This is a genomic window from Chryseobacterium vaccae, assembly GCF_009602705.1.
Taxonomy (GTDB): Bacteria; Bacteroidota; Bacteroidia; order Flavobacteriales; family Weeksellaceae; genus Chryseobacterium; species Chryseobacterium vaccae.
Genome location: NZ_VSWH01000001.1, coordinates 3,032,633 through 3,047,377 on the forward strand (window position 1 = coordinate 3,032,633; position 14,745 = coordinate 3,047,377).

Annotated in this window: 12 protein-coding genes; 4 read left to right on the forward strand and 8 right to left on the reverse strand. The window is 37.5% G+C overall.

Going from position 1 to position 14,745, the window contains the following annotated elements:
• Positions 1 to 34: 34 nt before the first annotated feature.
• Genes FW768_RS13760 through FW768_RS13770 form a run of 3 tightly spaced genes read left to right on the forward strand, consistent with a single transcriptional unit; the run spans position 35 to position 1,933 of the window.
• Complete coding sequence (locus FW768_RS13760) at positions 35 to 457, forward strand: deoxycytidylate deaminase (protein ID WP_062698645.1); 423 nt, start codon at positions 35 to 37, stop codon at positions 455 to 457.
• Positions 458 to 463: 6 nt separating this feature from the next.
• Positions 464 to 1,378: a site-specific tyrosine recombinase XerD gene (xerD, locus tag FW768_RS13765; protein WP_153396298.1), complete on the forward strand. Its 915-nt coding sequence runs from the start codon at positions 464 to 466 to the stop codon at positions 1,376 to 1,378.
• Between the two features lie 42 nt (positions 1,379 to 1,420).
• Complete coding sequence (locus tag FW768_RS13770; RefSeq protein WP_153396300.1) at positions 1,421 to 1,933, forward strand: NUDIX hydrolase; 513 nt, start codon at positions 1,421 to 1,423, stop codon at positions 1,931 to 1,933.
• Between the two features lie 96 nt (positions 1,934 to 2,029).
• Here FW768_RS13770 and FW768_RS13775 read toward each other — a convergent pair whose 3' ends face one another.
• The 8 genes from FW768_RS13775 to FW768_RS13810 form a co-directional block, all read right to left on the reverse strand.
• Complete coding sequence (locus FW768_RS13775) at positions 2,030 to 2,488, reverse strand: heme-binding domain-containing protein (protein ID WP_153396302.1); 459 nt, start codon at positions 2,486 to 2,488, stop codon at positions 2,030 to 2,032.
• 4 nt (positions 2,489 to 2,492) lie between these two features.
• Positions 2,493 to 4,247, reverse strand: a complete 1,755-nt coding sequence (locus FW768_RS13780; protein WP_153396304.1) for an Ig-like domain-containing protein — start codon at positions 4,245 to 4,247, stop codon at positions 2,493 to 2,495.
• A 25-nt stretch (positions 4,248 to 4,272) separates the two neighbouring features.
• Positions 4,273 to 5,535: a serine hydrolase domain-containing protein gene (locus FW768_RS13785; protein ID WP_153396306.1), complete on the reverse strand. Its 1,263-nt coding sequence runs from the start codon at positions 5,533 to 5,535 to the stop codon at positions 4,273 to 4,275.
• Between the two features lie 137 nt (positions 5,536 to 5,672).
• The gene (locus tag FW768_RS13790; RefSeq protein ID WP_153396308.1) at positions 5,673 to 6,602 is read right to left on the reverse strand and encodes a 2-hydroxyacid dehydrogenase; all 930 of its coding nucleotides are present in this window, start codon (positions 6,600 to 6,602) and stop codon (positions 5,673 to 5,675) included.
• Between the two features lie 126 nt (positions 6,603 to 6,728).
• Positions 6,729 to 7,271: an acyl-CoA thioesterase gene (locus tag FW768_RS13795; RefSeq protein WP_062698653.1), complete on the reverse strand. Its 543-nt coding sequence runs from the start codon at positions 7,269 to 7,271 to the stop codon at positions 6,729 to 6,731.
• Positions 7,259 to 8,011 (reverse strand): HU domain-containing protein, encoded by a 753-nt coding sequence (locus FW768_RS13800; RefSeq protein WP_153396310.1) that lies wholly within the window; start codon positions 8,009 to 8,011, stop codon positions 7,259 to 7,261. Before FW768_RS13800 ends, FW768_RS13795 begins: the two co-directional genes overlap by 13 nt.
• Before the next feature lie 138 nt (positions 8,012 to 8,149).
• Positions 8,150 to 10,288 carry a TonB-dependent receptor gene (locus FW768_RS13805; protein WP_153396312.1) on the reverse strand — a complete coding sequence of 713 codons (2,139 nt, stop codon included), beginning with the start codon at positions 10,286 to 10,288 and terminating at the stop codon, positions 8,150 to 8,152.
• Between the two features lie 291 nt (positions 10,289 to 10,579).
• Positions 10,580 to 11,284, reverse strand: coding sequence for a WG repeat-containing protein (locus tag FW768_RS13810; RefSeq protein WP_231128691.1), 705 nt, complete (start codon positions 11,282 to 11,284; stop codon positions 10,580 to 10,582).
• A 374-nt stretch (positions 11,285 to 11,658) separates the two neighbouring features.
• Between FW768_RS13810 and FW768_RS13815 the strand changes: the two genes are divergently transcribed.
• A complete protein-coding gene (locus tag FW768_RS13815; RefSeq protein ID WP_153396316.1) occupies positions 11,659 to 14,442 on the forward strand; it encodes a bifunctional aconitate hydratase 2/2-methylisocitrate dehydratase in 2,784 nt (927 codons plus the stop codon).
• Positions 14,443 to 14,745 lie beyond the last annotated feature (303 nt).

The window sequence follows — 14,745 nt, forward strand, 5'->3', positions numbered from 1 at the left end:
ATCCAAATTATTTCGAAAAAACTAATGCTGCGGTATGAATAAGTTTGACAAAGCTTATCTAAAAATGGCCCAGGAATGGGCAAAACTATCCTACTGTAAGAGAAAACAGGTAGGAGCTCTTATCGTAAAAGATAGGATGATTATTTCAGATGGTTACAACGGAACTCCTTCTGGGTTTGAAAACTGCTGTGAAGATGAAGAGGGGAAAACACACTGGTATGTACTTCATGCGGAAGCCAATGCCATATTAAAGCTGGCCGCTTCCACTCAGTCTGCTCATGGTGCGACGTTATATTTAACACTTTCGCCGTGCAAAGAATGCAGCAAATTGATTCTGCAGGCAGGAATTACAAGACTTGTGTATATTAATGAGTATTCGGACGACGACGGGATATCGTTCTTAAGAAACCATAACATTGAAATAGAACAAATATCGGACTGTGAACTAAAAAAATAAGCACAAATGACTTGGGATGAAAAGATCAAAGATTTTGAAATATTTCTTCGTTTCGAAAGAAATTTTTCAGAAAACACGCTCGACGCCTATATTCGAGACATCAAAAAATTAAAAGATTACGCCATAGAGGATCTGGCAAACGTCGGTCCAGACTCTATAGGTTACGAAAATTTACAGGAGTATATTTTCAATCTTTCCAAACAAAAATTCAGTGAAAGATCTCAAGCCAGATGGATCTCTTCTATAAAAGCTTTCTTTAAGTTCTTGCTTGAAGATGAGTTCAGAGAAGATAATCCTGCGGCACTTCTTGAAGGTCCTAAACTGGGTTTGTATTTACCGGATACCTTAAGCCTGCAGGACATCAATAAGATCATTGCAGCTATTGAGATAAATACAGAACTAGGAAAGAGAAATCACTGCATCATAGAGGTACTTTATGGATGCGGGCTCCGTGTTTCTGAACTCATCGATCTTAAAATATCGAATATCAACTTCAAAGAACAGTATATCAAAGTAAACGGAAAAGGGAATAAAACCCGTTTTGTTCCTTTAGCTGATTATACTGCTGAACTTCTGGAGACCTATATTAAAGAGGTCCGTTCAAAAAGCAAGATCAACAAAAAGTATGAAGACACGCTGTTTCTGAACAGCCGTGGAACCTCTATGTCCAGGGTGATCGTATTTCTGATTATCAAGGAACTTACAGATAAAGCCGGGGTAAGCAAGAAAATATCTCCGCATACCTTCAGACATTCTTTTGCCACACACCTGCTTCAGAACGGTGCAGACCTTCGTTATATTCAGGAAATGCTGGGACATTCCAGTATTACCACTACGGAGATCTATACCCATTTGAAAACGGAAGAACTACGGGATGTTATCCTGAGTTATCACCCGAGAAATATTAATATTACTCAATAAAATGAAGTTCCATCTGCTCTTTGAAAAAACAATTATAAACAGATGAAATTATTGAAATACTGCCCAAATTGCGGCAGAGAAAGTCTGCATTGGGACGGCGAAAAGAAATGGAGCTGTCCCGAATGTAGTTTCACCCTCTACAACAATGTTGCAGGTGCCGTAGCCGTCGTCATTCGATGTGGAGACGAAATTTATCTTACCCGGAGAAACAGAGACCCTAAAAAAGGAAAACTTGACCTCGCCGGAGGTTTTGTAGATCCGAAAGAAAGTGCGGAAGAAACCTGCCGGAGAGAACTTTTCGAAGAGCTACAGCTTGATGTAGATATTTCAAATTTAAAGTATATCACCAGCCTTCCTAATGTATATCAATACAAAGAAATTGATTACAATACGATTGATCTCTTTTATGAATATAATGTTGCTGAGAAGTTTGAGGTTAATCTCGAACTGTCAGAAATCTCAGAAGCTATCTGGATTCCTTTGAATCAACTGAATCTTGATGATATTGCTTTTGATTCTCAGAAGAGATTTTTTGAAGATTATTTAAAGAAGTAATTTTATACTATATATCCCCTTAGAAAATCTTAGGGGATTTTATTATGGGTAATGTGGTCAAAAATAGTTGGTATTTTTCAGAAAATAAATGGTAAATCAATAGGTTTTTGATTTCAGCATTTCCTCAAAATAGTTGATAAGCAGTGTTCTTTCTGCTTCTGAAAGGTTAGCTTCTTTGTGATAGACAATATAGCCCGGCATTGGCATTGTTTTACTCTGAATGGTCTGAATAGATTTATTGAGCATATTTTCTTTCAGATCTTTATTATAAGTATCCCAGACAGAGAAATTAAGATGTTCCCTGCCTTCATTGATATGGCTTTTTACCGACCATGAAACCGGAGCAATGTAAGCATATTTGGGATAAACTGTTTCATTGGAATGACAGTCATAGCAGGCTCCTTTTATCAAAGTTTTGATTTTCTCCGGTGCCTTTTTAGCATCTACAAAATTCACGGCAGCATCTACGGGTTTGTTTACCTTATCTACCGGAATAAACTGAACCATTGCAAAAACAACCAGTATCCAGAATATAACTTTCTTTGCCGTCTTCATTTCTTTATTTTACTGGTGTCAGCACCGCATTTTCCGATTTCAATTCTTTATTCACTTCTTTCTGTATAGTTTCTTTAGGTGTTTCTGTTGAAGAAGGTACAGCATTCTGCGCAGGAGTATTTCCTTTTGGGTTATCCAAGGTCCTTGTATCTTTCAGATCCCAGTCTTCTCTGGTTTCCCACAATGCTCTTACGACTGCTTTCTTGTAGAAAATATAAGAATCTTCAGCAAAAGTTTCCGTGGTAAAATCGGCTTCATCCCAGTATTTATTTCTATTATTGTCTACCAGGATCCTTACGATATACTCGTCGGGTTTCAGAATATCAAATTTGATCTTATCTCCCGTTATATATTTTGAATAAATTACCTTTTCGGAGGAATCTAAAAGCTGGATCCAGTAATTGGTTGTTGGTGCATTAGTGAGCGTAAATTCAAGGCTTCCAAAATCTTCAACTTTACCCACTTCAAAATCGAAACCTTTAGACTGTGTATTTTTAGCATAGAAAGATGATACTGTCTCTTTCGGAATGATAAGCTGGTATTTTTTCCCGCTCACAAAATCTGATTGAATATGAATCTCATATGGGTTGGTTTCCGATATTTTTGCAGTGAACTCCTGAGTGGTAATGCTGTCTTTTTTCAGGCTCCATTTTTCAGGGTTGATCTTATCAATAATATAAGCCGATCTGACAATGAAATCTGAATTCGGGGGCAGAGAAGCACCTCCGTTATCAAGATCCATCGCATTCTTTTTATTGTATTTATAAAATACAGAAACTGTATCTTGTTTAACGCCTATATCATAGCTGAATTTAAGATTGTCTGTTCCGGTCTGCCCTAGTCCATTTTTCTCAGCATCAAACCAGATTCTGACAGAATCAGACTTAGGGCGATGCGTAACTTTAATATCTTGAAGTTTTTCATTAACGGAAAGAACTTTTACTTCATCAGGATTTCCAGTGAAAGTCATTAAGATCCCTCCCGGAATTTCTTTCATTTCCTGATATTTCAGTGGCTTTTTGGAAGGATAAATTTTCATATTGAGACCTGAAATCGATTTCTCAACATCAATAGGTTCTTTCTGAAATCCTATTTTCTCTTTTCCGGGATCGTAAACAGAATTCCCGTTTTCATCATCAAAAGCAATGATTTTATATTTTCCCGGCGAAAGATAGTTGAGCTCATAATATCCGTCGTCATCAACTTTTGTTATATAATAAGGCTTTTGTCTGTAATTGATGGTATCTTTTACCTGATAAAGGCCAACAACAAGCTTATTTTCGTTGGTTTCTGTTTTCTTTTTGATGGCTGTGGCATCACTAATTACCCCACTCACATACAGATCATCCAGCTTCTCTCCTGTGGAGAATGCAAAATTAAAATAACGCAGAATGTTGGCTTCATTATTATCCGTAATAGAGTTTCCGAAATTGAAGTTATACGTTGTATTGGCCTGCAAAGTATCTTCCCATTGAATCAATATAAATTTGTTTGCAATATTGGACGGAAGGATTCTTTTTATATTTTTGATCGGCGGGGAAATGATCAGGTTTTTATTAATATCCTTAAGACTTATATATTCATCAAAATCCAGCCGAAGCTCCCGGATATCTCTTTTTACATTAACTCTGGTGGTATCAATATTTGAGCTTAAAAATTTCGGAGCCAGGGTATCTTTCGGACCTCCTACAGGGGAACCTACTCTTGCACAGGAGAATGCAAGAATACAGATGACGAATAAAAAAAGAAGTCTTTTCATGAATATATTTAAGCAAAATTAAACATTATTCTCCATAAACTTCATGTCCTGCTTCTAAAGTATCTTTATTATCATTCATCACGCTGTGAAGTTTGTCTTTCTGAACCGGGAAATCTTCAAATAATCCTGACAGTGCAAGAGCTGTATATACTTTGTTTGAATATTTGTTTCCTATCGCCACAATGGTCACTTTTGATTTTAACAAATGGGCAAAAACGGAATTGGTACCGTGCCACCAACCATTGTGATAGGTTAACTTTTCACCATTATCGAAAATCTTCATTCTGAAACCAAGACCGTAATTATTCATTCCGGCTTTTTCATTGCTGTAAGGTGTAAAGATCATCTGCATCAGTTCCGGTTTCAGGAAATCTTTTGAATACATAGCTTTTGAAAAGTTATAAAGATCTCTTGGCGTGGTATACACATTCTTATCTCCATAAATAAGATCCAGACGGTCTAAAGGATAAAGCCTGTTTGCTCCGTAATAGAAAGACTGTGAAGCAGTAGGAATATCTTTTTCCTGAAAGATGAAGCTGTTATTCATTTTTAAAGGAGTAAAGACCATTTCTTTCATCGCCTGCGGGAAAGGAGTTTTTGTTACTTTCTCAATGAGCAGGGCCAGCATGGCAAAGTTGGTATTACAGTACATAAAGCCGGTATCTGTATCTCTTGCCATATCAGGCTTGTATTTGATAATCATATCCAGAATATCCTGATTGGTAAGAAATGTTTTTGAAAGTTCAGCAGGAGCCGGCTGTATTTTTGTAATAAAATATTCGTATTTCGGAAGACCGCTTCTTTGGTCCAGCAATGTCTGTACAGTTACATTAGGATAAGGAAAACCTGGAAAATATTGGGTAAGATGATCTGAAAGCTTAATTTTCCCGGCTTCTACCAGTTTCATCATCGCCATAGCCGTAAGTGTTTTTGAAACAGATGCTACGTGCAGGGGTGTATTCTTATCAATCGGCATCTGGTTTCCTTCTCTTCCGAAACCTCTGTAATTTTCATACAAGATCTCATCTCCTTTTGCTACCAGAATTCCACCGCTCAAATCACTTCCCTCCCAGATCTTTTTATAATACTGGTCAATATACCCAACCAATGATTGTTTATCTGAAAGCTGTCCGTCCGCCTCCGTAAAAACGTTATCCAGATCTACATTTCCATAGTTCGGAAGATTGGTTGTGCTTACTGCTGAAATCTCTTTGGATTCAGATTTTTTATTGCAGGAAAACAGGGATAAAAAAACAATTAAAATAAGTATACAATTGCGCGTCTTCATGTGGTTCAAAAATGAGCGGCAATTTAATAAAACTGTAAAAAAAATATTGGATATGAAAGGGATATTATGAATTATTTAACATTGTCACAGAATAAAAAGCCAAAAACATAAAATCAGGCCACACTCTTTTGTTTTCACTAACAATAGGAGGACACAATCTTATCCACAATAAACTGTGCCAACTTTTCCTTACTTTGGTGGGTCCAGCCTGCAATATGAGGAGTAACGATAGCTTTTTCAGATCCAAGAAGGTATTTGAGGTCTTCATTTTCAGTTTCCAGATGTTCGAAAGATGATTTTTCGTATTCCAGAACATCAAGACAAGCTCCTTTTATTTTTCCGGATTTCAATCCCTCAACTAAACTTTTAGTTTCTACGTTTTTCCCTCTCGCTGTATTCACGAAATAAAAGTCATTTTTCATCTCTGAAATAAACTTTTGATCAACAAAATAATGGGTTTCGGAAGTCAATGGAATGTGAAGGCTTACCACTTCTGCTGACTGCTTCAGCTCTTCCAGACTGACCTGTTGTGCAAATTCATCGGAAAGCCCAGGAAGAATATCATGAAAAATTACTTTACACCCGAATCCGGAAAGTCTTTTTGCGGTAGCTTTTCCCATATTTCCGTATCCTATAAGGCCTACGGTTTTCCCAAGCAGTTCGTCTCCTCTGTTCTCTTCACGCTTCCAGATTCCGTTTTTTACTTCCTGTGAGGCAATAAACAGACGGTTCATCAGAATCAACAACATTCCTACGACATGCTCTGCCACAGAATCCCTGTTTCCTTCCGGTGAATTGATCAGCTGAATACCAAGTTTCTCCGCTGCAGGAATATCGATATTTTCCATACCTGCTCCTACTCTTGCAATGAATTTCAGATTTTTACCTTTCTCAAGAAAATTTTCATCTAAAGGAATGCGGCTTCTGATGATCACTCCGTCGTACTGTTCAATTTTATCACAAACCTCATCATAAGAGGATGTAAAATCTTCTTCCAGCACAAAGTTTTTAGCAAGAAGCTGTTTGGTGATAAGGGGATGGTTTTTATCTAAAAGAAGAATTTTCATATTAAAAAACACAAATAACACTAATTTAGTTTTACCAAAATATCCACTGCATTTTTTTCATTTTATCCGGCACAAATCATTTGTGAAAATTTATGCCGAACATTGTGTTATGAGTGTCTATATTTTCTATTTTTTATCTTTTTTAGGTTCCTGAGGTTCCTGGAAAAGTTTTTTAAGCTCTACGGATTCCAAAGGTTTCATTCTCCCGGAAAGAATCAATGAAAGCTCTTTTCTTCTGAAAGCGGCAGCATGTCTCAATTTTTCCTCTTCTGTTTCCGGGATCATATCCGGAATAGGAATAGGACGGTTGAATTCATCTACAGCAACGAACGTATATATTCCTTCATTAGTATGGATTTTTTTCTGGTTGATCGGATCATCCAGCCAAACATCCACGTACACTTCCATAGAGGTAGAGAATGCTCTTGAAACTTTTGACTCAAGCACGACTACTCCACCTTCGGGAATAGGATGATTGAAGGAAACGTGGTTTACCGAAGCCGTTACTACTCTTCTTTCACAGTGTCTTGCCGCGGAAATAGACGCACAACGGTCCATTTTTGCTAAAAGTTCACCACCAAAAAGGTTTCTGAGAGAGTTGGTTTCGTTCGGAAGAACGATATTGGTCATAATGGTCAGGGATTCTGACGCTTTTTTTACTTTTGCCATTTCTTAGTGTTGTTTGGAACTGCCGGAGCTGATTTTACTTGTTGCCCGGCTGGTTTTATCAGTGAATCTTTCTTCAGAGAATCAGACACTGCAGGGACTGGTTTTTGTACAGGGTCTTTCGTGGTGTCTTTGGGAACAATCCTGTGTGTTGATGTCTGTACAGAGACAGTATCAAAGGATTTCTTTCCGAAAAGCAATTCTCTCTGAGTAAATGCATAGTATACGATACCTGCAACCGGAACTGCAAAAAGGAAGGTCCAAAGAATGGATTTTTTTAATTTATAATCTTTCTCCCGGTTTTCTGTAATGCGGACTTTTTCACCATTGTTGATATCGGAAATTCTGATTTCTTCCAACCCGTAAAAGTCGGGATGACCGGATTCTATTCTTTTCCCTTTAAAATGGGTATCTCCTTCTTCAATTATTACGGTTCCCAGATTCTGAATTTCCAGAACCTGTTCAGCCTGCAGTTTTTTCTTCCAGAAATCGGTCTGGATCTTCAGGTCACTTTTGGAAGCTTCAAGAGACATCTGTTTTTGTGACGCAATAAAAGCAGCCAGCTCATCAGATACCACCTCATAATCCACTGCAAAGACAATCTCGCTTGCAGGCGGAAGAATGCTTCCGTTTTCAGAATTAATGATTGCTTTCGAATTTTTAAGCGAAAACACACCGAAACCCGGAACCGTCACAGTACCAAATTGTTTCAGATATTCTAAAATGTATGCAGAAATATTCATTTGGCAGCAAATTTATAACTTTTTCATGACTTTTGAAGACATTTCCTTCAATATGAAAAAAGACCACCTAAGCAGTCTTTTGATGATTGTGTATTAAAACGAAAGGATTAAAACCTCTTTCACACTTTAATTTCTCTATTATTGAATTTTCCAGCTGATCCCGAACATAAAATTAGTTCCTGCCTGCGAAAAATAATAAGGAGATCCTTCATAAACAGCTCCGTTGTTAACATACTTTTTATTGAACAGATTGTTTACCAGTAATTTCAGTGCCATATCGTTATTAGCGATTTTAAACTGGTACTGAGCATTAAAATCAGTAAGGAAATAATCTTTTAACTGTAAATTTTTATCTTCTGTGTTATCCAGATACTGCTTCCCCACATATTGGTTCATTAAAGCAAACTGGAAACTCTTTGAAGGGTTGAACTTCAACCCTAGATTAGCAATAATATCCGGAGAGAATGATATCTGGGTATTTCCCAAATTAACTAAATTTCCTTTGTTCTTGATATTGAAATCCTCATTTCTGTTCTGGCTTAAACTCAGGTTTCCGGATACTTCCCACTGCTTCGAAAGTTTTGCCAACGCTCCGATCTCAATTCCTCTTCTGTAACTTTTCCCTGAATTGGTTCTGATGAACGCGCCCACATTATTCAGTTCCCCATTCAAAACCAACTGGTTAACATAGTACATATAGTATAAATTCGCGGTAAATGATACGATGCCGAACTGTTTTTCAATTCCCGCCTCAAAATCGTGCAGCTTTTCAGCCTTCACATTGTTATCGCTCATCAGATCGTCTCTGTTAGGCTCACGGTGGGCATGGGCATAGGAAAGGAAGACTTTCCCATTTCCGATTTTATAATTCACTCCGGCTTTCGGATTAAAGAACAGCCAGTTTTTATCAAGATTTCCGCCTTCTCCATCTCCTGCTGTAATAATCTTTGTATTATAATCGATATTTCTGAGCTGAAGATCTCCAAAGAACTCAAAACGATCTCCCGTTCTCCATAAAGCTTTTGCAAAACCTGCCAGTTCGCTTTTTACGGAACGGTTTCTGTAGTATTCATATTCATTAATCTGAGGAAAATAAACTCCGGTCACGTTCCCGAAATGCCTTCCGTAATACTGGTTGGCCACCACTCCGAAATTCAGGTCTACATTCTCCAGTTTTCCGTAAAGGGTGGAAACCATTCCATAAAAGTCATTGTCCAGCCATTTCTTTCTGATAAAATCTGTTACCTCAACCGGGGAACCATTTACGATCGGAACCGCAAGGTTATAATCTTGGTAATGCGTTCCCTCATCATCCGTTTCATCTACCCTTTTATAATTTTCATAATACCCTCTTCCTTTGGTATAATGCAGAGTTGTTTCTAAATTCCAGCGATCACTGAATTTCTGCTCCCAAAGTAACTGGTAATGATTTTGTCTGTAGTTATCCGTTTCATTATCATAAAACTTCTCTTCTCCCGTAAACAAATCGGTATACTGCCCCGAATAATTGAACTTAGGATTAGTTTCCCAGGTTTCCCGGTCAATACCGTTCCATGCCTGATATGTTTTTTCTTTACCCCCAAAAGCCATCAGGCGAAGCCTTGTTTTACCCTCTTCAAATAATGCGGTAAAGTTATAAGAATCCAGATTGGATGAAGCCCGGTCAATATAACCGTCAGAATGAATTTTTGTATACCTTCCCATTACAGACAGCCTGTCTTTCCAGAATTTTCCGGAACCTAACTCTGCTGAATATTTGTAAGTATTGAAAGAACCATAACTGTCATCCGTTTTGAAGTACATTTTCTCATCCGGTTCTTTTGAAATCACATTAATGCTTGCCCCAAACGCGGAAACTCCGTTATTGGAGGTCCCTACTCCTCTTTGGATAACAATTTGTGAAGCGGAACTCGTAAGATCCGGAACATTGACAAAGAAAGTCCCCTGACTTTCAGAATCATTATACGGAACACCGTTCATCATCACATTGATCCCTCTTCCTGCAACTCCACGGATTCTGAATCCGGTATAACCAACACCATTTCCGGCATCGGAGGTAGAGATCACAGAAGTCTGATTTTTTAAAAGAATCGGAAGATCCTGCCCTAAATTTCGGCTGTCAACATCTTTCTGAACATTGATGATTTCTTTGGCAACGGGAAGTCTTTTGGTAAAATTAACGGCCTCAATTTCCCTGGTTTTCAGAGAATCTTTATTCTGTGCCTGGATAAAAGCGGCAGAGCCTACGGTAAGCCCTAAAAAAAATAATCCTTTCATTCTATAAATCTTTAAAATTTAATGAATAAAAGGGGCGGATTATGATGAATAATGAGTAATTGATAATAAGTAATATGTTGAGAATTTCTCATTATCCATTACCTATTGCTCATTTTTAATTTCCCTAAACAGCATTATCCGTTCCAGGTTCATTGGGTATAATCTCAGCTTGTTACAGCACCCCTTTATTTCAGCCGCGAAATTACAAAAAATAAACGGAATAACAGAAAACACTATATATCAGATAACCAACAGTTATTTCATAAAAGTAAAACTATTATAGAGAAAGTTCTAATAGGTTTTATTATCTGCGTCCACATAGTAATAATTGGTTCCGTCTTTAGTTACTTCAAACATTTTTCCGAGCTTCCAGCTAAAGTTCCTTTTGATATTGGAATATTCAAAAGGGATGATAACTTTATTATGAACATCAATCACCCCGAACCTGTCATTATGGGACGCCACAATCATAGGATCAGAAACATCATCCCCTTCCATGATGAATAAATACTGATATTGGGGGTAAATCTGAAACTGCTTGTAATCCATAGGGTTCATAAATGTTGCCTTTTCGATGATTCCGTAAAAACCGTTCAGTACATAGGCCTGATAAAGCTGCTGTTTATATTCTTCGAATTTGCATTTTCCGAGATCTGCTTCTTTGAACTGATATACTCTTTTTCCTGTCTTGTCTACACGATAGGAAATCATATCTTTTTCTACTGTAGCATAATTTTTTGTACCAAATTTTCTAACTTTTACATTCGGAGAATTCAGAAGATTACAGTCTTCATAAAAGAATACAGCAATATGGTATTCCGGCTGGATGATAAATTTTCCGTTCTGATTAACATACCCGAATTTTCCGTCTTTTTTCTTTGGAATGAGAACCGGGAGATCCTGCTTGATCACCACAAGATCCGGATTAGTTTTAGGTTCTGCAGGACTCTTTTTTGCGGCTACTTTCCCTACATTCTTAACCGGTATTTTTTTCACAGATTTAGTCTGCGAAAAAATGAAAATCGAAATAAAAATGCACAAAAAATTAAGGATATTTTTCATATTCATCATTTGCCTGCAAAATTACGGCCAAAAATAGAAATTATCAAATTCATATTTATAAAGAATCTAAATAATTTCATTCTTATAAAATAGTAAAATTTCGTAATTTTGGGGAACATTTTGAATTGTTTAATAATTTTAAAACTTTTAGAAAAAGTGTAGGTTACACTAGCTTTTATACCGGTTAATATCGCGACTTGGAATGCGAAAAAGATCAAAATGTTATAAACCCAGCCGGTAAAGAAGAAAGACAGCATCAACAGCTGCTTTTTTAAGACACCTGCCTTTACAATGAAAGAACTTCTATTATGAATATGTATAAGGATTACATCAAAGAGATTGAGGAAAGAAAAAACCAGGGGCTTCATCCAAAACCGATTGACGGTGCTGAATTACTAAGCGAAATCATTGCACAGATTAAAGATTCAGACAATGAATACAGGGCAGATTCTCTTAAATTTTTCATCTATAACACCCTACCGGGAACGACAAGTGCAGCAGGCGTAAAAGCTAAGTTTTTAAAAGAAATCATTCTTGGTGAATCCATAGTAGAAGAAATATCTCCTGCTTTCGCATTTGAATTATTATCTCATATGAAAGGAGGTAAATCCATTGAAGTATTATTAGACTTAGCTTTAGGTGATGATGCTGTCATTGCTAAACAAGCTGCAGAAGTTCTTAAAACTCAGGTCTTCCTTTACGAAGCCGATACCAACCGTCTTAAAGAGGCATACAACAGCGGTAACGAAATCGCAAAAGAAATTCTTGAAAGCTATGCACAGGCTGAATTCTTCACAAAACTTCCTGAAGTAGCTGACGAAATTAAAGTGGTTACTTTTATTGCTGGCGAAGGGGATATTTCAACAGACTTACTTTCTCCGGGTAACCAGGCTCACTCAAGATCAGACCGTGAACTTCATGGTAAATGTATGATTACGCCTCAGGCGCAGGAAGAAATCAAGGCTTTACAGGCACAGCATCCTGATGCAAGCGTGATGCTTATCGCTGAAAAAGGAACCATGGGAGTAGGTTCATCCAGAATGTCAGGGGTAAACAACGTGGCTCTTTGGACAGGTAAACAAGCCAGCCCATATGTACCATTCGTAAATATTGCTCCGATTGTTGGAGGAACAAACGGTATTTCTCCTATCTTCCTTACTACCGTTGATGTTACCGGAGGTATCGGTATCGATCTTAAAAACTGGGTAAAGAAAACAGACGAAAACGGAAACCCTGTCCGCAACGAAGCTGGAGAAGTCATTCTTGAAGAAGCTTATTCAGTAGCTACAGGAACTGTTCTTACCATCAATATAAAAGAGAAAAAATTATATAACGGTGATCAGGAGCTGATTGACATTTCTAAGGCATTAACTCCTCAGAAAATGGAATTCATCAAAGCCGGAGGTTCATACGCTATTGTATTTGGTAAAAAATTACAAACATTTGCCGCTCAGGTTTTAGGTATTGAAGCACCCACTGTTTTTGCTCCGTCCAAAGAGATTTCTCATGAAGGACAAGGCCTTACAGCTGTTGAAAAAATCTTTAACAGAAATGCCGTAGGTACAACGCCAGGAAAAGTATTACATGCCGGTTCTGATGTTCGTGTACAGGTAAACATTGTTGGCTCACAGGATACGACAGGTCTTATGACTTCTCAGGAACTGGAATCAATGGCTGCAACTGTCATTTCTCCAATTGTTGACGGTGCATACCAATCAGGATGCCATACCGCTTCTGTTTGGGATAAAAAAGCTCAGGCTAACATTCCTAAGCTGATGAAATTTATGAACGATTTCGGATTGATTACAGCCCGTGACCCGAAAGGTGAATACCACGCAATGACTGACGTAATTCACAAAGTTCTTAACGATATTACCGTAGATGAGTGGGCAATTATCATCGGAGGAGACTCTCACACAAGAATGTCTAAAGGAGTGGCTTTCGGAGCCGACTCTGGAACGGTTGCTCTTGCATTAGCTACAGGTGAGGCTTCTATGCCAATTCCTGAATCTGTAAAAGTAACGTTCAAAGGTGAAATGAAACCTCACATGGACTTCCGTGATGTGGTACATGCTACTCAGGCTCAGATGTTGAAGCAGTTTGGAGGAGAAAACGTATTCCAGGGAAGAATTATTGAAGTTCACATCGGAACACTTCCTGCTGACCAGGCCTTCACCTTTACAGACTGGACTGCTGAAATGAAAGCGAAAGCATCTATCAACATTTCTGAAGACAATACCCTAATCGAATCATTGGAAATTGCCAAAGGCAGAATCCAGATCATGATCGACAAAGGAATGGATAACCACAACAAAGTTCTTCAGGGATTAATTGATAAAGCAAATAAGAGAATTGAAGAGATCAGATCAGGTGAAAAACCAGCACTGACTCCGGATTCCAACGCTAAATATTATGCTGAAGTTGTTGTAGATCTTGATGTGATTGTTGAACCAATGATTGCTGACCCGGATGTAAACAACGAAGATGTTTCCAAGAGATATACCCATGATACGATCAGAGATCTTTCTTACTACGGTGGAGAGAAAAAAGTAGACCTTGGTTTCGTAGGATCTTGTATGGTTCACAAAGGTGACCTTAAGATTGTTTCCCAGATGTTGAGAAACCTTGAAAAACAACAAGGGAAAGTAGAATTTAACGCACCTCTTGTAGTGGCAGCTCCTACTTACAACATCATTGACGAGTTAAAAGCTGAAGGAGACTGGGAATTATTAGAGAAATATTCAGGTTTTGAATTTAATGACAATGCTCCAAAAGGGGAGGCCCGTACAGAATACGAAAATGTAATGTACCTTGAGCGTCCGGGATGTAACCTTTGTATGGGTAACCAGGAAAAAGCAGCGAAAGGAGATACCGTTTTAGCTACTTCTACCCGTCTTTTCCAGGGAAGAGTGGTTGAAGATTCTGAACGCAAAAAAGGAGAATCTTTATTGGCTTCAACTCCGGTAGTTGTGCTTTCTGCCATCATTGGAAGAATTCCAAGCATTGATGAATATAAAGCTGCTGTAGAAGGTATTGACCTTACTACTTTCGTACCTTCCATTAAGGAATTAACAAGTACAAGCGCTCACTAATTTGATTAATACTTAAGTCGCAAGACGATTTAAAATAATATAATTGAAAGATTTTAGTCCTCCCGGACTTAAAATCTTTCAATTTTTTGTTTAGAATGTTTCTATTTTAAGATAGTTACGTTTTTTTTTCAATAAAATCCAGAAAATAAATTCTATTTTTTCTTAAATTGAAAATTATAAAATCTATTGATTTTAGAATCAAAATACCCCCTGTTTCTGGATTATAGGAACGTTTTTTGATGTATAAAAAATTGATTTTTCTTTTTCAATCGCTGAAAAAGAAAATATTCATTAATAAAAAAA